The organism is Gabonibacter massiliensis, assembly GCA_001487125.1.
In the GTDB taxonomy this organism is placed as follows: Bacteria; Bacteroidota; Bacteroidia; order Bacteroidales; family Marinifilaceae; genus Gabonibacter; species Gabonibacter massiliensis.
Genome location: LN913009.1, coordinates 24,346 through 50,577 on the forward strand (window position 1 = coordinate 24,346; position 26,232 = coordinate 50,577).

At 40.6% G+C, this 26,232-nt stretch carries 24 protein-coding genes; 6 read left to right on the forward strand and 18 right to left on the reverse strand.

All coding sequences use genetic code 11. From position 1 onward, the window contains the following. Position 1 precedes the first annotated feature (1 nt). The 6 genes from BN3283_RS00310 to BN3283_RS00340 form a co-directional block, all read right to left on the reverse strand. On the reverse strand, positions 2 to 994 hold the full coding sequence (locus tag BN3283_RS00310) for an AAA family ATPase (RefSeq protein WP_041504514.1): 993 nt from the start codon (positions 992 to 994) through the stop codon (positions 2 to 4). A gap of 450 nt (positions 995 to 1,444) precedes the next feature. Further along, positions 1,445 to 3,889: a replication restart helicase PriA gene (gene priA, locus BN3283_RS00320; protein WP_059025243.1), complete on the reverse strand. Its 2,445-nt coding sequence runs from the start codon at positions 3,887 to 3,889 to the stop codon at positions 1,445 to 1,447. Between the two features lie 179 nt (positions 3,890 to 4,068). Beyond that, positions 4,069 to 5,049 (reverse strand): 6-phosphofructokinase, encoded by a 981-nt coding sequence (gene pfkA, locus BN3283_RS00325; RefSeq protein WP_041504709.1) that lies wholly within the window; start codon positions 5,047 to 5,049, stop codon positions 4,069 to 4,071. Between the two features lie 45 nt (positions 5,050 to 5,094). Next, on the reverse strand, positions 5,095 to 5,943 hold the full coding sequence (locus BN3283_RS00330) for a 4-hydroxy-3-methylbut-2-enyl diphosphate reductase (RefSeq protein WP_059025245.1): 849 nt from the start codon (positions 5,941 to 5,943) through the stop codon (positions 5,095 to 5,097). Next, positions 5,927 to 6,628, reverse strand: a complete 702-nt coding sequence (cmk, locus tag BN3283_RS00335) for a (d)CMP kinase (RefSeq protein ID WP_059025246.1) — start codon at positions 6,626 to 6,628, stop codon at positions 5,927 to 5,929. The genes BN3283_RS00330 and cmk overlap by 17 nt, the downstream gene beginning before the upstream one ends. Positions 6,629 to 6,719: 91 nt before the next feature. Continuing rightward, the gene (locus BN3283_RS00340; protein ID WP_041504520.1) at positions 6,720 to 7,550 is read right to left on the reverse strand and encodes a hypothetical protein; all 831 of its coding nucleotides are present in this window, start codon (positions 7,548 to 7,550) and stop codon (positions 6,720 to 6,722) included. A gap of 288 nt (positions 7,551 to 7,838) precedes the next feature. On the opposite strand from BN3283_RS00340, the gene BN3283_RS00345 reads away from it, so the two are divergent. Next, positions 7,839 to 10,082: an AsmA family protein gene (locus BN3283_RS00345; RefSeq protein WP_059025248.1), complete on the forward strand. Its 2,244-nt coding sequence runs from the start codon at positions 7,839 to 7,841 to the stop codon at positions 10,080 to 10,082. Between the two features lie 66 nt (positions 10,083 to 10,148). Here BN3283_RS00345 and BN3283_RS00350 read toward each other — a convergent pair whose 3' ends face one another. The 10 genes from BN3283_RS00350 to BN3283_RS00395 form a co-directional block, all read right to left on the reverse strand. Then, positions 10,149 to 10,562 (reverse strand): YybH family protein, encoded by a 414-nt coding sequence (locus tag BN3283_RS00350; protein WP_059025250.1) that lies wholly within the window; start codon positions 10,560 to 10,562, stop codon positions 10,149 to 10,151. A 14-nt stretch (positions 10,563 to 10,576) separates the two neighbouring features. After that, positions 10,577 to 11,023 (reverse strand): hypothetical protein, encoded by a 447-nt coding sequence (locus BN3283_RS00355; RefSeq protein ID WP_059025252.1) that lies wholly within the window; start codon positions 11,021 to 11,023, stop codon positions 10,577 to 10,579. Positions 11,024 to 11,443: 420 nt separating this feature from the next. Then, positions 11,444 to 12,280, reverse strand: coding sequence for an arsenite methyltransferase (locus BN3283_RS00360; RefSeq protein ID WP_059025253.1), 837 nt, complete (start codon positions 12,278 to 12,280; stop codon positions 11,444 to 11,446). 57 nt (positions 12,281 to 12,337) lie between these two features. Beyond that, complete coding sequence (locus BN3283_RS00365; RefSeq protein ID WP_059025255.1) at positions 12,338 to 12,658, reverse strand: ArsR/SmtB family transcription factor; 321 nt, start codon at positions 12,656 to 12,658, stop codon at positions 12,338 to 12,340. Between the two features lie 306 nt (positions 12,659 to 12,964). Beyond that, positions 12,965 to 14,104, reverse strand: a complete 1,140-nt coding sequence (locus tag BN3283_RS00370; RefSeq protein WP_059025257.1) for an AAA family ATPase — start codon at positions 14,102 to 14,104, stop codon at positions 12,965 to 12,967. 408 nt (positions 14,105 to 14,512) lie between these two features. Continuing rightward, positions 14,513 to 15,172 (reverse strand): hypothetical protein, encoded by a 660-nt coding sequence (locus tag BN3283_RS00375; RefSeq protein ID WP_059025258.1) that lies wholly within the window; start codon positions 15,170 to 15,172, stop codon positions 14,513 to 14,515. Next, positions 15,169 to 15,816 carry a hypothetical protein gene (locus BN3283_RS00380; protein ID WP_147625504.1) on the reverse strand — a complete coding sequence of 216 codons (648 nt, stop codon included), beginning with the start codon at positions 15,814 to 15,816 and terminating at the stop codon, positions 15,169 to 15,171. Before BN3283_RS00380 ends, BN3283_RS00375 begins: the two co-directional genes overlap by 4 nt. A gap of 207 nt (positions 15,817 to 16,023) precedes the next feature. Beyond that, positions 16,024 to 16,464, reverse strand: coding sequence for a hypothetical protein (locus BN3283_RS00385; protein WP_059025262.1), 441 nt, complete (start codon positions 16,462 to 16,464; stop codon positions 16,024 to 16,026). Positions 16,465 to 16,818: 354 nt separating this feature from the next. Continuing rightward, positions 16,819 to 17,580: a phage Gp37/Gp68 family protein gene (locus tag BN3283_RS00390; RefSeq protein WP_059025264.1), complete on the reverse strand. Its 762-nt coding sequence runs from the start codon at positions 17,578 to 17,580 to the stop codon at positions 16,819 to 16,821. Next, on the reverse strand, positions 17,561 to 18,193 hold the full coding sequence (locus BN3283_RS00395; RefSeq protein WP_059025265.1) for a class I SAM-dependent methyltransferase: 633 nt from the start codon (positions 18,191 to 18,193) through the stop codon (positions 17,561 to 17,563). The genes BN3283_RS00390 and BN3283_RS00395 overlap by 20 nt, the downstream gene beginning before the upstream one ends. Positions 18,194 to 18,500: 307 nt before the next feature. On the opposite strand from BN3283_RS00395, the gene BN3283_RS00400 reads away from it, so the two are divergent. After that, positions 18,501 to 18,917, forward strand: a complete 417-nt coding sequence (locus tag BN3283_RS00400) for a carboxypeptidase-like regulatory domain-containing protein (RefSeq protein WP_286137412.1) — start codon at positions 18,501 to 18,503, stop codon at positions 18,915 to 18,917. A gap of 428 nt (positions 18,918 to 19,345) precedes the next feature. Here BN3283_RS00400 and BN3283_RS14705 read toward each other — a convergent pair whose 3' ends face one another. Then, entirely contained in the window at positions 19,346 to 19,573 is a 228-nt protein-coding gene (locus BN3283_RS14705; RefSeq protein WP_059025269.1) for a helix-turn-helix domain-containing protein, read from the reverse strand. A gap of 208 nt (positions 19,574 to 19,781) precedes the next feature. Next, positions 19,782 to 20,012: a helix-turn-helix domain-containing protein gene (locus BN3283_RS00410; protein ID WP_059025271.1), complete on the reverse strand. Its 231-nt coding sequence runs from the start codon at positions 20,010 to 20,012 to the stop codon at positions 19,782 to 19,784. 296 nt (positions 20,013 to 20,308) lie between these two features. On the opposite strand from BN3283_RS00410, the gene BN3283_RS00415 reads away from it, so the two are divergent. Genes BN3283_RS00415 through BN3283_RS00430 form a run of 4 tightly spaced genes read left to right on the forward strand, consistent with a single transcriptional unit; the run spans position 20,309 to position 26,188 of the window. Next, a complete protein-coding gene (locus tag BN3283_RS00415; RefSeq protein WP_059025272.1) occupies positions 20,309 to 23,584 on the forward strand; it encodes a SusC/RagA family TonB-linked outer membrane protein in 3,276 nt (1,091 codons plus the stop codon). A 4-nt stretch (positions 23,585 to 23,588) separates the two neighbouring features. Next, a complete protein-coding gene (locus BN3283_RS00420; RefSeq protein ID WP_059025274.1) occupies positions 23,589 to 25,100 on the forward strand; it encodes a RagB/SusD family nutrient uptake outer membrane protein in 1,512 nt (503 codons plus the stop codon). 19 nt (positions 25,101 to 25,119) lie between these two features. Beyond that, the gene (locus BN3283_RS00425; protein ID WP_059025276.1) at positions 25,120 to 25,746 is read left to right on the forward strand and encodes a fasciclin domain-containing protein; all 627 of its coding nucleotides are present in this window, start codon (positions 25,120 to 25,122) and stop codon (positions 25,744 to 25,746) included. 10 nt (positions 25,747 to 25,756) lie between these two features. Continuing rightward, the gene (locus BN3283_RS00430) at positions 25,757 to 26,188 is read left to right on the forward strand and encodes a hypothetical protein (RefSeq protein WP_059025278.1); all 432 of its coding nucleotides are present in this window, start codon (positions 25,757 to 25,759) and stop codon (positions 26,186 to 26,188) included. Positions 26,189 to 26,232 lie beyond the last annotated feature (44 nt).

Here is a 26,232-nt window from a genome sequence, read left to right on the forward strand (position 1 = left end):
ATTAAGGTACCTCTACCGTGTTCAATATCTCACTGATAATATCCTCGCTCGTCAAATTATTGGCCTCTGCCTCGTAACTCAAACCGATACGATGACGCAATACATCATGACAAACAGCCCTTACATCTTCCGGAATAACATAACCTCTCCGTTTTATAAAGGCATAAGCCTGTGCCGCTTTGGCTAAACTGATACTTGCTCGAGGAGAAGCCCCGTAAGCGATCATAGAGACAAACTTCTCCAACCCGTGTTCCTGAGGATAACGCGTTGCAAAAACGATATCTACAATGTATTTCTCTATTTTCTCATCTAAGTAAACCTCTTTCACCACTTCGCGTGCCCGCATAATATCTTGCGGTTGCAATATCGTGTTAGCTTCCGGAAAACTCTTTTCCAAATTCTGACGGACAATTAATTTCTCTTCATCCTTTTTCGGGTAATCGATCACTACTTTTAACATAAAACGATCTACCTGTGCTTCCGGTAGCGGATAGGTACCTTCCTGCTCTATCGGATTCTGAGTGGCCATCACCAAAAAAGGTTCGTCCAATTTATAAGTCATATCCCCAATGGTAACCTGACGTTCCTGCATGGCTTCCAATAAAGCCGATTGTACCTTTGCAGGAGCTCGGTTGATCTCATCGGCCAATATAAAGTTTGCAAATATCGGACCGTGTTTCACAACAAATTCTTCTTTCTTCTGAGAATAGATCATAGTACCCACCACGTCGGCCGGTAATAAATCCGGAGTAAATTGAATTCTGCTAAACTTTGCATTGATAATATGAGCCAACGTATTTATTGCTAATGTTTTCGCCAACCCGGGAACACCTTCCAATAAAATATGCCCGTTTGATAACATGCCGATCATAAGTCCTTCGATCAAATGCTTCTGGCCTACGATCACCTTATTCATCTCCATGTTTATCATATCGACGAACGAACTTTCCTGCTGTATGCGTTCATTTAATGCTTTAATATCAACAGTATTCATATACTTAATATTTTAATTAGAAATTTATAATTCCACTTTTCATAATAACACGTAACGTAAAACCCCCGCTACATGTTTCAAAAGACACACCGAACTAAGTAATTTACCACCTTATTTTTTCGGTTTCCTCAAAAGTAAAGATTATTCACCCAAATGTTAAAATGGGTCCGCTAAAAAATGTTAATGCTAACTTTAAGTTTTTCCCAAAAAAATAGTAACCTCTTCCAAAATTTCCCGATAACCGACGTTTGCTATTTTATCCGATCCTTTCGTTTCCCTTGACGGACCAATTTAAGGCGACTGGTTACGAACATAAAAGTGCAAAAATGAATATTAACACACGTAAAAAAAAGATTAGTCGCCCCTATGCTCCCGATCTGCGACAAAGCAGGAATAATATAAACCGTCAACCCGAGAATCAACTTCCATTTCCTTGCCAAATCCGACGGATCACATGGGATCCACATCAAAATACACCTTCAACGTCCGGTAATTATTAAGAGTAAGCAGTTCGACGATCGCCCCTTTCAGAAAAGATTTCAGTTTGGATAAGGATAAAGCGGGTTCTGCCTTTATTAACAACTGAATCCGTTGCATTTCCCGAATACGCGAAACTTCAGGAACGGCAGGTCCATACACGCGTCCAGCCAATCTCGACCTCAACCGTTCCGCCAACTCGTTAGCGGCACGACGAAGTAGAAGCTCATCCTTATGACGCAACTCCAATTGTATCAAACGGCCAAAAGGAGGATACCCGAAAAATTCCCGCTCCCGGGCTAAGGCTTCATAAAAAAGAGAAAAACTCCCCCGCGCCACCCATTGGTAAACCCGGTTATCCGGATCCGAAAGCTGTATGACAACTTTTCCCCGCTCTCCTTTCCGCCCGCTTCGCCCGCTGACCTGCGTCAACATAGCGTAAGTACGCTCCTCGGCACGAAAATCAGGGTATCCTATCAAACTATCCGCATCCATCACTCCGACCAACTTCACCCGCTCGAAATCGAGTCCCTTGGAAACCATCTGCGTTCCGATTAAGATATCGAAATCCCCCGCTTCAAAACGATCGATCAACGTCTTGTACTTCGTCTTGCTGTTCATCACCTCCAAATCCATCCTGGCCACCCGGGCCCCGGGGAAAAGCTCCGACACCTCCTCTTCGATACGTTCCGTTCCGGGAGTTCGCTGAATATAACGTCCCTGTCCGCACTCCTCGCATAAAGACGGAACGGTACGAAGACTTCCGCAATAATGACAACTCAGGGTACTCCTGTATTTATAATAGGTCATACTTACGTCACAACGCTTACAACGTGGAATCGCACCGCAATGGTCACACTGCAAATAAGTAGAATAACCTCTTCGATTCTGCAATAAGATAACCTGCATCCCTTTTTCCAATACCCGTTTTACCTCTTCGTACAATACCGGAGTAAAAGCACCTTTCATCAACTTTTTCCGACGAAATTCCTTCATATCGGCAAAAACCAACTCCGGCATTTTCACGTCTCCGTACCTGATATTCATCTGGATCAAATCGTACTTTCCACTCATCGCGTTCCCGTAACTTTCGAAAGAGGGTGTCGCTGATCCCAAAACGATTTTAGCCCCGAACATCTTTCCCAACATAATCGCCGCATCCCTCCCGTTATACCTGGGTGAAGGCTCTTTTTGCTTATAAGAACTCTCGTGCTCTTCATCTACAATGACTAAGCCTAACTTCTGAAAAGGCAAGAAAACAGAAGAACGCACCCCCAACACGAGTCGATACGGAGCATCTCCGTTTTGTTTTTTCCACATCTCTACCCGGGCCCTGTCGGACATACCCGAATGATAGATCCCGACCTGATTACCGAAAGCTTTTTGTAATCTCCTCACGATCTGTACGGTCAACGCAATTTCCGGCAACAGGTACAACACCTGTTTGCCTTGAGCCAATACTTCCCGTATCAAATGAATATATACTTCGGTTTTGCCGGAAGATGTCACCCCCTGCAACAAAACACAATCTTTCTTTTTAAAAGAATCCCGGATTTGCATTAAAGCGAGTTCCTGGGTATCCGAAAGCCTGTTAACCTCCCTTTCACCCCGTTCATCCTCGTCATGCCAATGGACTTCTACCGAATTTATTTTCAATATTTCCCGGTCGCATAAAGACTTTAAGGCTACCGCAGAGTTCCCGATCAAACGGGAAAAATCTTCTTTAATGATAAAATCCACCCCCTGCACCTCGCAATAATCAATCCATTTGCACAACATACGGTATTGTACCGGGGCCCTCTTTAAGGTATCTAACAAACGGGATAACTCCTCCTCTTCAAATCGACGCGCCCAACAAACCCTTTTTTCCCGTTTGGGCTTAAAAAGATCATCAACTTTCTCCTTTATCGTAACCACCCCCTGATCTAACAGACTCTTTACAATATTAACCGCCTGACTACTCTTTAAGCACTTTTCAATCTCCGTGACGGAAAGGAACTCTCCCGGACGCAGCAGATTCAATACTTTTTTTTCGGCATCGCTAAATATCCTATCTTCAATATCCGTTTCCGTCAACCTCACACAAGTATGACTCTCCAAACGCATGGCAACAGGAAAGGCAGCCCGAATGACATCTCCCGGAGGAGCCATGTAGTATTCACTCATCCACAATAAAAACTTCAAATGTTTTTCCGAAAGAATAAATCCCGCCTCCATCACCCGATCTATAGGCTTTACGGTAATCCCTTCCGGCTTTTGAGTATGTAAAGCGTACACGACGCCCGTGTACCGCTTCTTCCCGGCAAAGGAAATAGCAACAAGTCCCCCTTTCGTTACCGCATGCTCCCATTCTTCCGGTACCGAATACGTAAAAAAGCCCTCTACTCCCAAAGGAACAATAACATCCGCGTAAACCAAGCTAAAACTTCAAGTTTATATTTACGATTATATCAAACGCTCTAATTGTAAATTGAACGCCGTTTTTTAAGTTACAATCCACCATCGTCAATCTTTCTAATCCCTCAATCACGTAGTCACCCTAATCACGTAATCTCTCAATCCCCCGATCCTTTAATCCGTCAATCTAAAATCTGCAATTAAATCGACAGTATTTCCAAAAGTCCCAACAGATTATGATTTAACGGTTTGGAATTTTTTATCGCCTTATTGAAAGGTACGTGTACGACCTCTTTATTCATGATCCCTACCATAATACTCATCTGGTCGTCCATTAAAGCATCTACGGCTGCAACTCCTAACGTACTGGCCGTTACCCGGTCAAAGGCAGAAGGAGAACCACCTCGTTGAATATGCCCTAAAACCGTTACCCGCACATCATAATCCGGATGTTTCTCAGATATCTTTTCCGCAATCGTGTACGCCCCTCCTGATTTCTCACCCTCAGCCACGATCACGATGCCGCTGGATTTATGTGGCTTATAGTCGTGTTCCAAATACTGATTCAATGCATCCAAATCCGTCTTGATCTCCGGGACAAGAACGGCCTCCGCTCCCGTAGCCACAGCCGAGCGCAAGGCAATAAATCCCGCATCGCGTCCCATGACCTCGATAAAAAACAAACGGTTATGCGCACTTGCCGTATCCCTGATCTTGTCGACAGCTTCCACCACCGTATTCACCGCCGTATCGTAACCGATCGTATAATCCGTGCCGTAAAGATCATTATCGATCGTTCCGGGTATCCCCACAATAGGCACATCATGTTCCTGTATCATCTCGCGAGCCCCGGAAAAAGTTCCGTCACCCCCGATAACTACCAGGGCATCTATACCATGCTTTTTCAAACACTCGTAAGCCTGAGTCCGTCCTTCCGGTGTCCGGAAAGCTTCGCTCCTCGCCGTTTTCAATATCGTCCCCCCCCGTTGTATAATATTACTCACGTCATGAGATTGCAAACGTCTCACATTACCCGAAATTAATCCTTCATATCCGTCATAAATACCATAAGCTTCACAACCATTAAAAATAGCAGCTCTTACAACCGCACGAATAGCGGCATTCATTCCCGGCGCATCACCTCCTGAGGTTAAAACACCTATTTTTTTTATTCTTCCCATAGTAATCTCCTGATAAACGTTATTGTTTAAAACGGTCTTATATAATTAAAAAGGGTCTGTTTCCAACCGATGTAAAATAGCCTCCATAACCCAATGAGGTGTCGAGGTCGCTCCCGTAATACCTACACTCCGAGCATCCCGGATCATCTCTTCACGGATATCATCCTCTCCCTGAACAAAATAAGTACGGGGATTCACGTCCAGACAAACCGCAAAAAGTTGTCTGCCGTTCGAACTTTTTTCCCCGCTCACAAAAAGGATCACATCATGACGAGCCGCAAACTCCTTTAATTGAGGAATACGATTCGCCACCTTCCGGCAAATCGTATCATTTACGGTTACCGAATTCCTGGCCCTGGCTTTAACCCTCTCCACCATACTCCGAAAACCGTCTAAACTTTTGGTCGTTTGAGAAAACAATATAACCGGACGGGAAAAATCAATATTTTCGATATCCGTTTCATCTTCCACGACCACGGCCTCCCCGTTCGTTTGAGCGACCAAACCGTTTACCTCAGCATGTCCCCGTTTCCCGTATATAACAACCTGAGCCTCCTTTTCCGTTAAAAAAGCCTCGCGAATCTTTTGCTGCAAATTCAACACGACAGGACAGGATGCATCTATGATCTCCACGTGATTCTGCTCCGCCATCCGGTAAGAACTGGGCGGCTCTCCGTGAGCACGGAACAATACCCGGCAATTCTTCAAACGGGCAAAAACCTCATGATCGATCGTATACAACCCCAACTTTCTCAGTCGTTCTACCTCCAGGCTGTTATGTACGATATCCCCGATACAGTATAGAGGACCGCGCGTCAACTCCTCCTCTGCCTTTTCGATAGCATTGACGACACCAAAACAAAAACCAGAGTTCTCATCAATCTCGACCTTCATATTTTGATTTTATCACTTTCAACATCTCCGACACTTCCTCCTCGATAGACATCTCCCCGTTATCAATAACGATAGCATCCGGTGTCCTCCTCAACGGACTGACCTCCCGGTTTTCATCGATATAATCTCGTTTACGAACATTCTCTTCAACCTCTTCATAAGTCACCTTTTCCCCCTTCTCCACCAACTCTTTGTAACGGCGTTGAGCCCGTATTTCCGGAGCAGCCGTCATAAAGAACTTAACTTCCGCGTGAGGAAACACGACACTTCCTATATCCCGCCCGTCCATCACGACACCCCCTTCTTCGGCCATCTCCCGTTGCTTACGTACCAGTACCTCTCTCACATAAGGAATCGCCGCGATCAAACTGACAGAATCGGATACATCCATCCGACGAATCGCATCCTCCACGTAAACCCCGTTCAAATAAGATTCGTATCGATTTTTCTCCCGGTTGTATTTAAATCCAAAAACAATCCTTTGCAACTCCTCTTTCAATCGCTTGTCATCCACTCCGTCCACCGACAGTATATCCTCGGATATCGCCCTGTAGGTTACCATTCGATACATCGCTCCCGTATCGATATAGGTATACCCCAAACGTGCCGCTAAAATCTTGGAAACCGTACTCTTACCGGTGGATGAGTAACCGTCAACAGCAATAATCAAACCTTTCTTTTCCATTCTTTTACTCTTCTGTTCAATTGCGAAGATATAAAAAAAGAGGATAACCACCGCGATTACCCTCCGTTATATTTTTATTACGAATCAAAGACTATCTCACTACCTGCATCAATTTACGAGCCTTCTCCTGAAAGTTCTGATTTTTCGATTTTTCAGCGATAGCATTGGCCAAACGAGCGTATTTCTCAGCAACATCCTTAAATCCACACTTTTGAGATATCAAGGCGTAATTGTATATAGCATCGAAATCCTTAGCAGACTCTACGGTCTTACCCGCCCATAACTGTATTACCTTTAACCTGGAAACATCATTCATGATCTCTAACGCTCCATCCGTGATCTCTTTGATCATTTTGCGATTCTCCGGAAAATAACGGAAAAGCTTCCGGGCTTTATAAAAATAATCTTCCGATTTACGCTCCGAACGTAATTCCCGGATATAAAAATAATCAGCAACCACATCGTAATGTTCGTATCCGGATTTTTTCAACGATTCCAAATAATTCCGGTATTGAATCTTATCCTTATCGTAAAAACGCTCCAGATGCCCTACCAATACGTTGTCCAACTTCTGGAAAACATCATCTTTAGAATAAGACTGTATAAATTTAAGTTGGTTTTTGAACAAATATTTTATCTGCGGCGCATCGACATCATCCACGAAATCCCGAATAATAGACCAGTTATACTCTTTCAAGTAATCCGTCTCGCTCTGAGTCTTAAAATAGCGCTCTACCACATCACTATTCGGCTTACCCTGATTTTTTAATTCTTTCAATAATTGAATCGTATTTTGTGCATCTGCCGGATTTGCTTCAAATTTTCGTACCAACTCATCCAATGCCACCATCTCTTTCTCATGGGCTTCAACTTCTACCAAATTGAATAATAACATCCCAACAACTAAAATAATTTTCAACATAGTATCATCAATTTTAATCTTCTGCTTATATAACACCAAAGGGTAGCAAAAGGGTGACTCTAAAATCTATTTTAACTTAATTTTTAACAGGATTTAATCATTTAAGTAACAAAATCAAACTAAATCACTCTTTTTAATAAAAAATTGAAACTATGGAATCCTCTATAGTATATACCAAAAACTCAAGCAAGAATTAGACTTAAAACCACTGCAGAAAGGATCCATTTTGCATTTTTTTGATAATTTCGCGATTGGATTTATGACGATTTATAGATAAAAATTAAAATCATGAAGAAGATCACTAAGATTATTATTATCGCATTGGTTATTTTTTTTAGTCTGATAATTATCGGTATTTTAATAGCCCCGCCCATCGCTAAAAACTACATTAATAAACACGGGAAAGAATTGATCGGCCGCAAAGTAACGATAGAAAAACTTTATGCCAATCTTTTCACGGGTTATAACAGGATTTGTGGTTTTACCTTGTATGAAACAAACGATTCCGATACCTTTATCTCGTTCGACACGTTAGTAGTAGATCTCTCCTTGTATCGTTTAATCGTTAACGAACTAAGAATAAACGAAATATCACTTATAAATCCGAAAGTAAACCTTTGGCAAAAAGGCGAGACATTCAACTTCAGCGATCTGTTGAAAAAACATTCGACGGATACGCTCACAGCCCCGGAAGATACGACTTCAAATACCTCCTCCCTGGCAATAGCCATCTATAATATCAATCTCGCGGGAGGACATATACGATACAAAGATCTGATCCGCAATTCCCTATGGGATATGGAAGATATGAATTTGCATATTCCGGGAGTCTATTTCAGCGGACAAAATACAGATGTTGGCATTAATTTAAATTTCAGTAACGGTGGTTCGTTACAGACTCAAACCCAATATAATCTGACGGACGGAGAGTATTTGGTTCATTTGAATTTAAACAATTTCGCCATCGACAATCTCCAGGCTTACCTGGCGGATTACGTGAAGATCGGTCGATTGAACGGCTCGCTCTCCGCCGATTTGGAAATCGCGGGAAATACGAACCACATCATGGACATCTCGATAAAAGGGCTTACCTCTTTACGAGAATTGCATATTACTGATGAAAAAGCACAAAAAATAGTCTCTATCGACTCTGTCGGTCTGGATATAGAAGAGATCAATCCCGGAACAGCTAAGTTCCGTTTCAACGCGTTAGCCATCCATAAATTCAGCTCCTCGTTCGAACTCTACTCCGACCACAATAACTACACGGCATTTCTCAAAGAAGAATCGGGAACACCAACGGATACCGCGCCCGAAACACCGACCGCCGCACCGGACACGACCGCTATCCCCATGGATTTACGTTTGGGAAAATTAGCCGTAACCGAATCCGATTTCACGTTTAACGATCATACCCTGCATGAACCGTTCTCTTTCCGTATGGATAAATTAAGTGTCATTTCCGATACGTTAACGCTATCGGGCATTAACCATATTCGCCTCCAAACGAAACTCCCGGACGGGGGATCCGCCTATGTCAATTGGAAAGGTAAGCTAAACGACATCAGCGACTTAGACCTTACATTAGCCATTAAGAACTTGAATCTAAAAGAATTCACCCCTTATTGCCTACAATATTTCGGTTATCCGATCAGAAAAGGTAATCTTGCGTTCACCAGTATAAACACGGTAAAGAAAAATCAACTGGAAGGGCGCAATTCATTAGACGTATTCGCTTGCGAATTGGAAAACAGACAAAAAGGTCTTAAGGTAGAGTATAACCTCCCCTTAAAAACAGCTCTCTACCTGATCAAAGATAAAAACGATAAAATCAATATGAATCTTCCGGTCAGCGGAAACATCTCCTCCCCCGAATTTTCATACCGTAAACTCATTTTCAAAACGTTGACAAACCTTTTGATAAAAGTAGCAGTATCCCCGGTCTCTTTCTTAGCCAATTCATTAGGTTTTTCTCCCGATAAATTAAGTTCGATTCCTTTAATCGCAACCCAATGGGATTTTACTTCCGAGCAGTATTCCACTTTCAACGCCTTAACAGAATTACTTAAGGCCAAACCGGAAATGACATTAACTTTGGAACAAGAGATCGACCGGGAAGCCGCTTACAACGAAATAGCCTTGTTCGACATTAAAAAAGATTACTATCTTTCAATGTATCCCGAAAAAAGCGATACCACGCTACAAGCCATAGATTACGCCAAAATCATGGAAATCGAAACCAAAGATTCCAATTTCAACAACTACTTGAATAGTAAGGTAGACCCAAACATTTCCACTCGTTCCGTACAGGAAAAAGCGCGGTCGCTCCTATCCGCGGCATTTGTAGAAGCACAGATAAACCGATTGATCGAACTCCGCAATCGACAAGCCTTAAACTACCTAACAACCAAAGGCATTCCCGCCGATCACCTGAAAGTCTCGACCTCTCAAGCTATCGGCTATTCCGGTAAACACCAGTATAAAATCAATCTTGTTCTCGAAGAAGACCAACAAAACGAAATCCCCGAATAACCCTCGGGTATTTTCGGGGACGGTTTCAAAATACATTTTCGTGCTTGAAACCGTCCCCGAAGAACATCAATGGTTAGGCAAAACAAAAGACCAATGCGTGTGTATAATACTCCACCCACCGGATGAACCCGATTTATACACTTCGGTACAATGCATTCTAAATACCTGCCCGTCTCTACACGCCTCGTAATCGTATGTCAAAACGGCAATACCACAGGATAACAGTACAGCAGGCCTTATCATCTTATACTCGTCGATCTCAACCTTTCCCCGGATAAGATCATAGTATTCTTCCAAGGCTTTTTTACCTTCAAGCTTATGTTCTAAAGCGGGATCGAAATAAACGACATCATCGGACGATAACTCTATAAACCCATCCGGGTCTCCATGATTCCATCGCTCTAAAGCCTGTTTCTCCAAGGATAAGATCGTGACTCTAATCCCCTCCTCGTCCAATGATACCTGTACATTTTCCTTCATAAATCAACATCTGTTTATACCGTTTCCCGTCTAACCCGGATATAAACCCAATGGTAAGTAAACAAAAGCACGATGATGACGATAGAAATCGCAACGACATTATACCACTCTACGGTCAAATCGCTCCAGGCCATACCGCCTGAATGCCTATTACTCATATCTTTGGTAAGTCTTCCCAAACAAATGCCGTAAAAAATTCCCGTAAACCGGATAACCTGCAGCACGGCTTTATTAACATAACGATGCGTGAAAATCATAGCGACCCCGAGTAAAGTAGACGCGACAAACCCTATTTTAGTATAAAACAACTGTTTCCCCAAAACTTCACCGGTCTCCCCGGTCACGTAACATTGAATTACCATAAAAAGAGCGATTGCAAGCCCTACTAACGAGCACAACCAAACTCCTTTCAATAATAAAAGTCCGATCTGTTTTTTTGAATCCAAAATTTCTATTTTCATACTACAAATATTCATTTTTTATCACACATGTCCTCACAAACAACATTTATTTCAACAACTTCGTAAATATAATAATTTTTTTTAACTTACAATAAAATATAAAATCAGTCACCCATAGAGAATAACATTGAAAATCAGCGATACATCTATATACCCGGCTGAAACATATAAATCTATATAATCATTCTCGGCATACGGTTATTGATAGGGTTCCAAAAACGTTTGGCTACTCTTCTTACCGGCATCCCAGGATTGACGTTCGCTTTTTCTATGCTGTTCTTTTTAAATATAAAAACACTATTGGACTATAGCGTATTTTCTATAGCCGTATGCGCTTTCACATTTTATAAAAAAATAATCCGAATTCTTGCAAAACGAATTTGTAACCTACTATGACAAGGTTTACGGGGTACTTATGATTTACTTACAACAACTATTCGACGAACAACAAGATTTTGGCTTTTCCGCGTAAACCGTGATACTGAAAATTACCGTCGGATTAGCTTTATACTCTGTAATCTCGTTATCACTCAAATAACGCTTAAGTATATCGTCAGGTACTATAATCGGTTTTTGTTTTTGAAGGATTACATTCGTGAATCCCGCCTCCGCAACATAATCGAGGTATTCCGTTTTATCGATGGCACTTGCAACACAACCGGCATACATTTCAGCCGCCGATTTGATCTTCTCCGGCAAATTACCCGTAAGAACGATATCGGATATGCTAAAATGCCCTCCGGGCTTTAATACTCTGTAAATATCGGCAAACACGGCACGTTTATCGGGTACGAGATTAAGAACGCAGTTACTGACAATAACATCGGCAACCTCATCCGATACCGGCATATTTTCTATATCCCCTTCCCGAAACTCGACATTGTTAAAACCTCGCGTTTCAGCGTTCTTTCTGGCTTTAGCAATCATGGCAGGAGTAAAATCAATACCGATTACCTTTCCGGTTTCCCCGGTTTCCGCTCTTGCAACAAAACAATCATTTCCGGCACCGCTCCCCAGATCTATCACGGTATCCCCTTTTCTAATTTTCGCGTATCGAGTAGGCAGACCACACCCCAACCCCAAGTCGGCATCCGGATTGTAACCATCGAGTTCATTGTACTCCTCACTCATAATACGATATACTTCCGTGGAGCATCCGCCGGAGCCGCAACAGGAGGATTGATTTGTCTCTTTATCTTGTAAGGCTATCTCATTGTATTTTTGCCTGACCATCTCTTTGATCTCATTTTTATTCATAAATTATAATTATTAATTATTCGTAATATTACGAACATTATATATAAAAAATATATGCTAACAGCATACATCTTTATTTTCCGGCAATTCTCTTAAGAAATTCTGGAACAACTTGCGGGCCAAGTCCCAGGTTCTTCTATTTATACAGTATCTTACTTTGGGTGTTTCAATTTCCCCCTGAATCAGCCCGGCATCTTTCAACTCCTTGAGATGTTGTGATACGGTTGCTTTGGCAATGGGTAAAATCTCGTGAATATCACCGAAAAAACAGGTATCCTGACCTGCAAGAAAAGAAAGTATTGCTATACGGTGAGGATGTCCCATTGCTTTGGCAATCCGTGCTAATCTCTCCTGTTTACTCATTTCTGGCTTTTTCATACTTTTATATTGTTCGCAAATATACGAACAATATTTTAATTATTACACGATAAATTCAAACAAAAAATTAGTGATCTGCAGGGACGGTTCTTTTGGGGTGACAAAAATCACATCCAAGAACCATCAGCAAGGTTTTTTAGATCATCAGTAAATCTACAAAAATTGGACATATCAGTAAAACGCAGCTCTCGATAATCCAACTTTAACCCACACAGACATCTGACAATTAACTATATTAAAAAAATATATACCTATATTCAAAGAACGAAAGCGGAGTACTCCCATGTTTGACGGTTATATCTCCGACTATAACCCACATGCAAAATATTGATTTTTAAGCCAGTAATAATACATCGGGTCTTGAAACGAAAGCTTATTCGCCTTATTGTCCAAAATATCTTTCTCTATAAGAGATTTCTTTGAACGAGTTACGTTACCGGACGACGTTAAGCGGTAATGAGCAATCACCTTGGTTGATGATAAGGTTGTTTCTCCTGCAACCATTGCTTTTAAAAAGTTTATCTGATTATTGGTTAGTGACTCCGTAATCGTTACAAACAATAAACTTAATTGTTCGACGATAGTGATATGAGCCTCTTTTACAATCTCTTCCGTGCAAGAATCACTTGTCCTAAGCCATGCTTGTTGCGCAAGCTGTTGAACATAGTACGGGTGGTTGTCTGCTAAGCCGACAATCAGGCGTGCTTGTGTTTCGGTTATGATTTTACCTGTCTTTGAGAATTGTTCCGTGATGAATGCAATCCACGAAGGGGTGTCTATTTTTTCAAGAAACAGCAAATCACCAAACTTATAAAACGGCATTGACGAATTGGTAAATACATCGAGCATCATGTGTCGTTTACTTCCATAGAGGCAGTAAGAAACATATTGATGTTGCTGCCAATGCGAACGCAGTTTTTTCTGAAAGTAAAGCGGATCATTAAATTCGGCAATATTCTGGAATTCATCAACACATACAACTATACGAATTCCCTTGTCTATCGCAATTCGTTCAGCTAAATCTAAAATCTCATCTGGATTTTTTCTTATTTCATTCCAATCGAACTCAAGAGAGATTTCGTTTCGCATATCACCGGCAAGAACAATTTTGGGAATAATTCGGGTGAAAAATTTTTTAACTGAATCAATAGACTCTTCCCATCTCGAAGAGGTGGTTTTCAGAATGTTCATAGCAAGGAGTTCGTAAAAATGCTCTTCATTACGCACGTTAAAAAGGTCAATCTTACAAATCTTAAGTTTTTCATTTTGCGAAGTTGCAATATCGGCAGCCTTGGCTACAAGAGAACTTTTCCCCCAACGTCTCGGAGAGATTATAATCGTATTGATGAGTGAATTAAAATTAGAGACCAGCAATGCGGTCTCTTTTTCCCTGTCGGTGAAATTTTCCGACTTGGCTATTCTTCCGAAAATAAATGGTGTATTCATTGTAAGATCCGTTTTATGAAACAAATATATGAAACAAATTTGTTTTAAACAAAAATGTTTCATAATAAAGCTACCTGCAAAATAGCATCGGAACCATCTTAAAAATCAATTTATTTCAAAATAATTCCCGTATGATCAATAAGTACAAAAAATCTTCCAGCCGGATCAATAAACAAAATAAGCTATTAGTACAATAATTATAAGAACTCGACGAGTAATACGCCTCGGCCATCGGATCGACACAGAACCATATCTGCCAAATTAATATAGAGGGATGTCAACATGGCCCCGGTCTTTACCGCCGATAACAAATTTAAAACATTATATTCAAAATTCAAATAAAACAACAAACGGGGGAATGCCCAAAAGACATTCCCCCGTAACTATATCCCTATTTTACAAATAAAATCACCAAATCGCTAACCAGTAAATAATATTTTTAGTGGTATCACTACTGATTGCATATCCCCGGGAATAACCGTTCTTCCACTCGGGAGGAAGACCTAACCCTTCCGTCAACCACTCTTTTTTGATATAGATCCCGGGCGAGGCGTCTACCACGTAAATCGTGTATCCCTCCGGTAAACGATTGTTTAGTGGATCTGTAATACCCGGATGAGTTCCAATAGGATAGTTATGTTCATAAAAATTAGGTACCGGTATATAGCCTTTACTTTTCGACCAAGAATAATTTTTTCCAAATTCCCGATATCGTTCCAAAGTGCTCTCCCCGAGTCTACCGACAATCAGCAAATTACTATCTTGTGAGGAATAAGCCGCTTTATGTTCGCAATTAATTAATGATCGGGCAAGAGAATCCGAGTAAGAAACCTCCAAAATCATTCCGTTAAACCTATAATATTCATATGAACCCAAAGTATATCCTCTAATTCTTGAATATGAAGAATGAACATAGAAAGGAAATATGGTTACAAGCGAACTGTCAAACATTGAACGAGTTTTTAGATACTCTTTATTAAATTCTTTGTTTACCCGTTCTGCAGTGTCGTATTTACATCCTCCCAATATTATTATCAATAATAAAGTCGTTCTAATTATACTTTTCATTTTAATCGTGTTTTTTCATACATTATATTTTCATTCATGTAGTCAAATTCCTTACCAAATTTATTACCTCCTTGTACTAAACTCCAAAAGTTAGCCCAAAATGTATTGATTCCTACTGGATGGGAATAACGAATAAAACTTGTTCTCGTTAAAGTTAACATCTGAACTCCAACCTCTGGAGCTACAAGGTGTTTTAGTCCTTGATAAAAAAGCACAGATTTATTTTTAGGAAAATACGTCGCTTTTTCTACAAAAATATTCCGTTCTCCATAAATAAAATCAGCTATATGTCCCTTTCCCTTATCCATAGACATTGTATAACTACTTTTCCTTTCTATATATTGGGTCATCGCGTACTTGTATCCCAAATCATCCATCACCTCCAGGGCATTATTCCTGTCGAAATAAGCGGTTGGCAAGCCAACTTTTCTCCATTCTCCCGTTCCGGCGATATACATCTCTTTTGTTGAAAATCCCTTTTTGGAAATCCTGTTGGAATATTTATTTAAAATATTCCTGTCCGGGGTTCCGAACATTCCGTTCTCTCCCAACCAACTCCAGGAATCTCCAAGTTTCGACTCGTCTCCTTTTTTCATAAACGGATCATAATACAAGCTACCATCGGCATCAACAAACCAATCCATCGCTTGTCCATCCGGGTCAATAAACAAAATCGGACTATTAGCGCAATAATTATAAGAACTCAACGAGTAATACGCCTCGGACATCGGGTCGACACAGAACCACCACCCTAACTCGGTAATCCTAGGGACGGTTCTCGAGTGTCGAAATCACCCGCGAGAACCGTCCTTTTAGGCTAATACAAATCTTTTCGTGGTCTTATGAAGTAATCACTTCTTTTTTTTAAACACGACATTTGGATTCTTTTCATACATTTCGGGCATAAAGAATATTCTTACCCCGTCAAAACCATTAATTACCCCGTGGAGTTTTTCTATGGAGTAATTTTCTTGCACAGACAGGGAATCCAAAAGAAATATACCTTTTTCCCACGTTCTTCCACTTCCATCAAAATAACAGTGAACATGAAATTGGTTCGGTATTTCGGTAGTGTCCATGTCTATCCAAACCCCTCCGTCTATTCCACCATGCCATATGGCAGATTCCGGGATACCCGATTCTCTTGGAGGCGCCTCTACTTTTTTGTTATTCCAACAACAGGCACATAGTAAGGGTATTAAAATAAATAGAATTACACTACTTTTTATTACCATACCAAAACTATTGCCACCAGTTTTGTTCCGAGCTTGTTTTTTTCTCTTTTTCATCATACCGTGTTGTTTGATCGTTATAATTTATTGTAATCCCCATACCGTAATTATAAAAGAAATCGTAATCACTTATTCCCCGATACTGTTTTGTTAAACTGTACGGGTCAGGCACTCGAAACTACATAGCCCTTTTTGATATTCGATCGTCCTGCTTTAGCACGTTTGTCGCGAAATCTCCGCAATTATTGGTTAATAACGAGTATTTTTCCTCTCTTCATTCTCGTTTTCTTTTAACCTGCTTTGAGCAAAAGAATTCATCTCGTCAAACTTGTTGCTTTCAAAATAAAATCAGGACGCGTCATGTATATTGACAATTTATTCTTGAAACAATATAAATAATAAGGTCCTCGCAAATCAAAATTTGTCCATAAAAACGCTATCCAATAGGTTGGAAGAAGGATATTCCTGTTTTACATGTCCACACAAAAGTTTTCCATTCTCCTTTTTATTACGTTTAATCCCATCTGCCCCCCAAGTTCCCCATTGTTTGAAATAGAAAGCAGCTCCCTGAATTCGACATTGCTCTTCAATATTTAAAACCCACTCTTCTTTCATTGGACGAGCATTAGTACCACTTTCGCCGCCGACAATTACCCAATTAATATTAGTCAAATCTATGTTTTCCAAATTTTCTAACAAAGGTTCACAAGATAAAAATTTCACAGTAGCGGGAATATCACGCAAATCATTAATTCTATTTTTCACTTTTTGATTTTCAACGGTGACACCCAACCAAACATTGGAGGGAACTTCTCGGGTTGCAAAATATTGCTTCAGTATATCTGCCCGCTTTGTTAATACCTGATAACGATGGTGCGGGGTGCACTTTATCACATCAAAAACCTGATCAATAAATTCAAAAGGTATATCCTTATGAAATAAATCACTCATCGAATTTACAAAAATCGTCCGTGGCTGTTTCCATCTTAGAGGTTCATTCAAAGTTTTTGGATGTAGAACCAATTCAAAACCACTACTGTATTTTTTTATTCCCATCGCTTTTAGGCGCAATGCCATAATCGCAGCGTAACAATGTTGACATCCTTCAGAAATCTTCGTACATCCTGTAGTCGGATTCCATGTACTATCAGTCCACTCAATTTTTGTTGTTTTCATTATTTGTTACCTTAATAATTTTTTGTGGTTTATGGTCTAAATAGAAAGCGCCACGTTTTCTGTTATCTTCTCCTTCAACACGTATTTTATTCTCTTTTTCCAGTTTCTTCAGAACATCAACCGTTTTAGAAATACATATACCTGACTCTAATGAAAATTTATAAATTTCCTTATTTGTTTTAGGAGTGAAAAAATAGTTCAATAAACGTTCTTCATAAGATTCTAATTTTTTCTTAAATTTACTAATTCCTGAAACTTCATCAAACAAATCCATAAATGAATTCTCATATTTCTTCGTTTCATCTATATCATGGTTTGCCACACCATTGTTTTCATCGATACTCCAAGAAGCATCCAAAAATTTTTTCAACCCCAGAGGATGATGTGAACCAAATATCAAACCATAATAATTTGTTTTTTTCTTTATAGAAAACCGTCCTAAATAATAATCACCTTCTATCAGTTCTTTATAATAATCATAAACCTTTTCATGGCATTCATAGGGCCTACTTTCTTCAAAACGAATTTTCTTGGCGTTTATACTTTTATTTATTCCTGCATCATCCTTAAATCTCTTTAAAGTAGCATAATTTAAAAAAACAAAAAATATCATTCTAATAACAAGAAACTAATATCTTAACGCTTTTTCTTACCTGAATCAAATTCAAAAATTGCAATTTGTAATTCCTTACCTCACAAATCTTTTTGTATTTATCTTCTATGACATGTTAGGATTCAACTTTCAACAACAAGCCAGAACTATAAATAAGAATAAATTCTAAACATCTTATTTTCCCTCCAAAAATAATTGTTTTTGCTATTTTTTAATAGAAAATATTATCTTAACTTTGATTGGTTGATCCTTAGCGCGATAACGCGTGCTTGTATTTTAATTATTCACCAATCTAATGCTTACCGCGATGAACAAACGTTTAGTTGTTGTCAAAATTATCGCGTTGGTTCTGTTTGTAACAGGATTGAACGTGTTGGCTGATCAAACGGATAGGGAAACAGATCAAAATCTGTTAATTATTTTATCGGAAAATGTTGTTTTAAAAACAGTTGCGACGACCCATTCTTCGAAAAGTGAAGCTGTTGTCAGTATTTACGGGAGAGTAATCGACCAATACGGAGATCCCGTAGCTAATGCGGACATTTTAATCGATGGACAATTTACGGGTAACACTACTACCACAAACGGTGATTACACCATTAGTCAGATTACGACCGGATCTACCCTATCGTTTTCTTGTGACGGGTATAAAACGACCCATGTCATTATCGCCCAAGGAGGTGCCCAAGATGATATAATCATGGAACTTTTAAGCACACCGTAAATTCACCTCGATGATTTAGTTTATAATACTCTTCGGCAGTAAATTACCGGAGAGTATTATAATTTTACTTATTTACATTTACAACGAATTAATATTCCAAATTAAAATCAAATTACAATATATTGGATTATTGAAAAATATTTCTATATTTGTGTTGTTGATATTAGGTAGAGTAATCCGCCATGAACATATTAGTGAAAGTTTGTCAAAATCTTGAACCAAAAGTTCGCTAAATTATTACATACTAGATGGACAAACACGTTCACACAAATTAGCGTGGACTGTTGTCTATCAGTATACGGGTGTTTAGCGATACCTTGGTTCAGATAATTACGACAGTCCTCGCTTACTTTATTGTACAATTTTTGCTTTTAAAGGATGAAGGTAAAGTTTAATAAAAAGAATATGGACGAACCACCAGACTAAAATTAAAGAGGTTTCTCTGGCCACAATTCACGAGGAGAACATCCTAAGACCCGTGCAAGTTCATTAATGTGATCAACATTATATGCACTATCTTTCTTAAGATTTTCTATATCACGTATAAAGCTTCGGGAAACATTCAAACAGTCAGCAATGTACCGTTGACTCATTTTCAGCTTCTTACGACGCTTTTTAACTTCTGAGATAATATACAATTCTATTACAGACTTCATTATAAAAAAATTATTTGTAAAGTAACAGTATATTCAGAAAACAAAATGTCGTGTATACACGCCCAAAATACATAAAATGAAGTGCTTAAAAACAGGAAAAGCCTTTATTATGTTACATTAAAAAATAATATCGAAAATAGAAATTCAGAAACTTATACACTCCTATTTAATAGAAGAAATTTATAATGAACATGTTGCAATGAAAAAATTATTTTATGTATTTATCTGGGAAGAAATCTTTGATTGAACAATCAAAAATTTCCGCAAGTTTATTCAAATGATTCAGATTGTATTTGCTCCGGCATTTGTTGCTCTCTACTTGACCTACAAATCCACTACCAAATCCCAACAAATCATTTAATTCGGCTTGCGTGAGTTTTCGTGCTTTTCGCATTTCGCGAACTCGTTTTATGACGTACCTCTCTATTTTAGTTTTCATATTTAAAATCTTTGATAAAGAAACTATAATTAGATGCGAAATAAAACGAGTGATAGCTCGGTAAATAACTAAAAATTTATTGATATTAAACTTATTAAATGGTATTCTTTAAAGAGTTTCAACAAATTAATTCAAAAGAATAAAGCACAAATAAAAGCCACAAAAAAAGGAGAGCCCAACGCCTAGTAAACTTTGGAACTCTCCCTAAAACAAATAAATTTTTTACTTTTTAGAACTACAAAGTTATGAAAAAAACAAGAGTTAGTAAAATCCTTCGTGGAAAATATGCTCTAATCATGAGCGTATCTATAGTTTTAATTTGGATCATGCCCTGTCGGGGTAGTACTCTACACGAACAACAAGATTCCAGTAAGAACACCTCCAAATCGTATCTTGTAAAAGGAAAGGTTTTAGACGAAAAAAAGCTGCCTATACCCGGGGTAACCGTTCGTCTCGACTCGACGAAATTAGGGTGTACCACGAATAGCGACGGAACATTTCTTATGCGTCTACCAAAAACGAAAGGAATACTGGTGTTTTCATTTATAGGGTACAAAACGATCAAATCGAAATTTAAAGCGGAAGAACCGTTAATCATTCGAATGCAAGAGGACATTTCGGAACTCGAAGAAGTGGTGATCATCGCTTACGGGGAACAAAGCAGGAGAAACGTGATCGGCGCTATGTCCGTCGTGAAAGCGGAAGAAATTAAAGACATTCCCTCCCCGAACTTAGCCAATCTATTGCAGGGAAGAGTAGCCGGAATGAACGTGATAAACGCTTCCGGTTCTCCCGGTGGTGGCGGTGTCATCACCACTATCCGGGGATTCAATAGCCTATCCGTCGAAGCGGGCCAAAGGTTTAGCGAACCGCTCTGGGTAATCGACGGGGTGCCCATGTACTCTTTTACCTCCCCTATCACGGGACTCAATACTTTGGCCGAGATAGACCCTAAAGACATCGAAACGGTACAAGTACTGAAAGATGCGGCCTCAGCCTCCATCTACGGGTCCCGGGCCGCTAACGGCGTAATACTTGTCACAACAAAAAAGGGACGTCTGGATCAACATGCACGGGTAAGCATCAATATCTCCCGAACATTTTCCTTTAATCCCAACTTGCCGGAACTTACCGGGGGAAAACGGGAAAGACTCTTAAGAATGGAAGCATTAAAGAACGAACAGGAGACTTATCTCGATTTTGCGAACAACAGGTATACTTACCCGGGAAGCTACAGGGAGTCGTATGAAAGAGGGGCAAAATACAACTATTTTTGGAACATGGGAAACGGGGCAAATATTCCCATTTACCAGGATAGTTTGAATCCCTTTTACAACAACTCCACGAACCTGTTCGATTATTATTTCCGCACGGCGAAAATTACGGATGCAAACATTCAGGTTTCCGGCGGGGGTGAAAGCATCGCGTATAACATCGGTTTAGGGTATTACGACGAAACAGGAGTATTGAGAGGGACCGGTTTTAACAGGATCAAGTTACTATCCAACCTTTACATTACCCCGGTAAAGCGGATGAAAATGAACCTGCGTTTTTACCTGGCATGTACCGACAGAAGTCGTTCTTCCAGTAGTCAGAACGGCTATAACTTCACGACCGGTAACGATCTGGAACAAATCCCGGACGAATTATTAAAAACCTCCACTCTATTTCCGGGAGAAGGTTCTCCGGCTTTCGATCAAATGATCCGAAGATTCCGGGGGACAAAAGAAAAAAACGAATCCTACAGGGCAAGAGCAAATTATGATTTGAGTTACGAATTTATAAAAGGACTGACACTCAAAACGTCCGTGGCGGTCGACTATTCCCAACAAAATTTAAACCAGTTTAAGCCCTCGTACCTGAACGAGAACAACGAATCGTATTCCGGTGGCCAAATCGAGCGAGCCATGATGCTATTGAACGAAAATCTTTTAACGTACAAAAGCTCGTTTAGCGAAAACCATAACATCGATATTTTATTAGGGCACTCATTACAAGCGGATGAATCGAATTCCCTGCGGGGTTACGGTAGCAAAGCTCCCAGTAACCTGATCCACTACGTCAGCTGGTACGCGAACGTGTACGATGTCAACGCCAATCGAATTCTCAAGGACTTCTATTCCGAACGCCAAAGAAGTACGATGATTGGATTGTTCGGGAGAATCAATTACAACTACAAACAAAAGTATTTCGCTTCTGTTACTCTAAGACGTGACGCCTCCTCCAAATTCGGTGAAAAAGTAAAATGGGGAACTTTCCCCTCTTACGCTATCGCTTACACGTTTTCGGAAGAACCTTTTATGGATTGGTGTCGGGATATCCTGAACTTCGGCAAAATCAGGATCAGTTATGGGAAATCGGGAAAACAATTCTCGCAACCCTATATCGCACACGGGTTACTCGTGCCATCCCCTCCTTTCCTTAATCAGCCGGGAGTTATCCCACTTTGGAGCGGAGGACTGATCAACCAGAAATTAACCTGGGAAGAAACAAACCAATACGATATCGGGGCAGACATCGATCTTTTCGATCACCGATTAAGCATCACTCTGGACTACTATCACCGTTTGACAAACAAACTATTGTATATTATCAATCTTCCGGGAAACTATTCCGGTTACCAGCGACAATGGCAAAACGCTTACGCCATCGTGAATGAAGGAATTGAATTTCTCGTGAAATGGAACATTTTCAGGAATGAAAAATTAAAATGGGAGGTAACTTTCAACATCGCCCGAAATTGGAACAAACTAAAAAGAAGTACTAACGGCATGGATTTCCAAAACAAAAACGGGTCGGAAAAATTCCAAAACAACCTGAGTATCTTGGGCAAACCTCTAAACGGCATTTACACTTATCAGGACAACGGGTTTTACGATAAAGACAGCGACGTACCCTATTATTTTTCGAACGGACGAAAAATGTATTTATACGGTAACTCGACACAACAATATTATCGGGCTGGAGACCGTATCATTGCTGACATAGACGGAAACGGCCAAATCAACACGTTACAACCCTTGCAAGACGATCGGGTCTATTCGGGATCGCCTCTTCCCATCGCCAACGGGGGAATCACCAGCGGACTCGAATGGAAAGGATTCGACCTCAACCTGCTCTTCAATTTCGTGATCGGGCGTCACATCCTCAATGCAGGCAAAGGAGCTTCCGTGGGAACACGTCTCGGGCTCACGCTCGCTGAGACCACGACTCCGGTATTTGCCAATCTCGATAAAATCAGTTTTTGGAAAAAACAGGGGGACAAAACCGACTTTCCGATAAACCGCCTGGAAGGCGTATTGTTGAATTTTACCACAAACTTACTTTCCAACGTGGAAAATGTCAGTTTCATCAAGTTTAAAACAATCACTCTCAGGTATACTCTCCCGGAGAAAATAATGAAGTCGATCGGAATAAATGCACGAGTATTCATCTCGGCAGAAAATCTATTCACGCTCACCAACTACAGCGGTCCGGATCCTGAATCCGTGGACCCGGTGACAGGCATCGATTATTTCGGGAATTATCCCCTAAGCAAACGAGTAACTTTAGGTTTAACCGTTAATTTTTAAGTACATGAAAAAGATTATATACCTATTACTCTTACTTTCCACGTTAACGGGATGTGAAGACTTTTTAAACGAAGAACCGGAAACGGCAGTAACCAACAACAATTTTTGGAAAACAGAACAAGACGTTGAATCCGCCCTACACGGACTACATTACCTGTTTAGATTGACATTTGGGGATGTAAACTACATTTACCGGGATCGCGGATTGCCGTTTGATTACATGAATGCCATCTGGTCCCGGCCGTCAAACGGTACGCCCAACTGGAGAAGTACCTCAAGCCAACTAAACTGGATAAAAGAATACGAGGTCATGGCACAATGTAACCTTATCATTGATAACATCAACCGGGCCAAACTGGAAAAAGGACGCCACGACTATTACCTCGGACAAGCTCTATGTATTCGAGCCTACACCTATTTCTACCTGCTTAAAACCTGGGGAGACGTACCTTTGATCAAGACATCCACGGATGTGGGCGAAAAAGCCAGGATTCGATGGCAGGAAGTGGCAGATTTTGCCATCGAGGATTTAAACCAGGCTAAAGCCATGCTACCGATTGCGACAAATCTACTTGATGCCAACGGTTCGTCGGTCACAAGTAAACAAACCCCGTCACGAGGCACGGCATGGGCCATTCTTGCACACCTTTACGCGTGGAAAGCCTCTTTAAACAGGGAACCCGAATTAAATCAACTGGCTATAGCCGCCTGTGACTCGGTCATTGCCGACAAATCCTATCGTTTAGCCGATAATATCAGGGATGTTTGCGAAAAGGTTATGAGAGGCAATAGTCCGGAAGGAATTTTTGAGTTAGACTATCAAAACATATCCGATAATGATTTGAAATCAGTAGGAGCATACCCGGCCTTTACATTCCAAAAATGGCCTATCGTCCCTTTAACGACTCCTTCAACCCGCCGTTCTCTTTTACGAATGAACAATGCAACGGCAAAAGCTTTGTTCCCGGATCTGTCGGACGAAAGAAGAAAAGAATATTTCTACGAACTGGATTATATGGCCACTCAACCGACATCCATCACGCAAGGAGCCGCCTACATTCAAAAATGGAGAGGAGTCATTACTTACACGGACGGAAGCGATGCGGGAAAATTAAAAACATTTGACGACAACGAAATCATCCTTCGTCTGGCCGACATTATATTACTCCGGGCAGAATTAAGAGCAAACACGGGAGACACGAGGGGCGCAATTACAGATTTAAACACGATCCGTAACCGGGCAAAAGCAAAAACCTACACACCCGAAGAGGGAAACTTGAAAGAGGGAATAGCCCTCGAGAGGGAAAAAGAGCTATTTCTGGAATTCGGGGCTCGCTACTACGACATCGTACGCAACGGCATATTCAGGGAAAAATTAAAAGGTAAACATAAAACTCTGACCGACAAAGACGTGTCCGATGGAGCTCTCTATTTACCCGTGGGCATTGCCGCCTTTTCAGACAACACGCTGATGAAACAAACTCCTTATTGGGCCAGAAACGGATATGCATACTAATCTTAAAACAAAAAAGACCATGAACAGATACATTCTATTTATAATAACATGCATCGCGTTTATCTGCGGATGTAACGATCATTATTTTCACGACACGGGATTGGCAAACGGCAAGCACGACTGTACGATTTGGGAATACATGCAAAACGACAAAGAAAATTGGGATTCCACCCTATTGATCATCAAACGGGCAGGACTGGAATCTCTCTTTGACGGGTCGGACAGCGAACACAAGGAGATCACGTTTTTCGGTCCCACTAACATAGCCGTCATGCAATTTCTGTTTAAGACGGTCGACGACCGGAATCAAATGCTCTACCGCTCGGTCGATGAAATCCCTGTCGAGCTCTGCCGACAAATGATCCTTTCCCACGTGATCAAAGGAAGAAAAATGAAAAACACCTTCGAGTACGAGAATGTCGGGACACTCACGGGAGGGACAATAGAAAAAAATCTTCTCGGGAACGATTTGAGAATTTACCGGACAAAAAGCTCCTACATGGACATCCCCGACATCGGCCCGGAAGATCTCTTTATTCACTCCCTGAAATACGGACATATCGTCTATATCTCCACTTCCAACCTGGAAATGACGAATGGAATCGTTCACGCCTTGAGTAATACCTATCAAATTACAGAACTTTAACCGACATACCATGAAAAACATATATAAACTTATCATCCCGATTCTGCTTTGTTTCGCCATACCCGGTTGCGAACATATCACGATAGGTTATCTGTTTACCGATAACCTCTCTTACACCCCCGATTCGCTCGTTATAAAAGCCGAACTCGATCCGGTAATAGACAAAGAACAAATCACGAATCAAATTCCCTGGCAATCCCTCGCCTTAGAAGGAGTCCAAGGAACAGCCCCCATCAAATACACCATTGAACGGGTGCAAACCGCGGACGGCAACCCCGACAAGGCATCCCAGTTTAAAATGGTACGCAAAGGAATCATCGAATTACCCTGGAATCACACCGTACCACCCGGAAAATACATCTTCTCGATCCGGGTGACCAACGAGGGATGCTCCATCGTGAAAGACTCCGTCTTTACCATTATCGTAAAAACTAAAAATTAGTAATCATAAAAATAACAAAAAGCCCGTCTAACTTTCTATTGTTA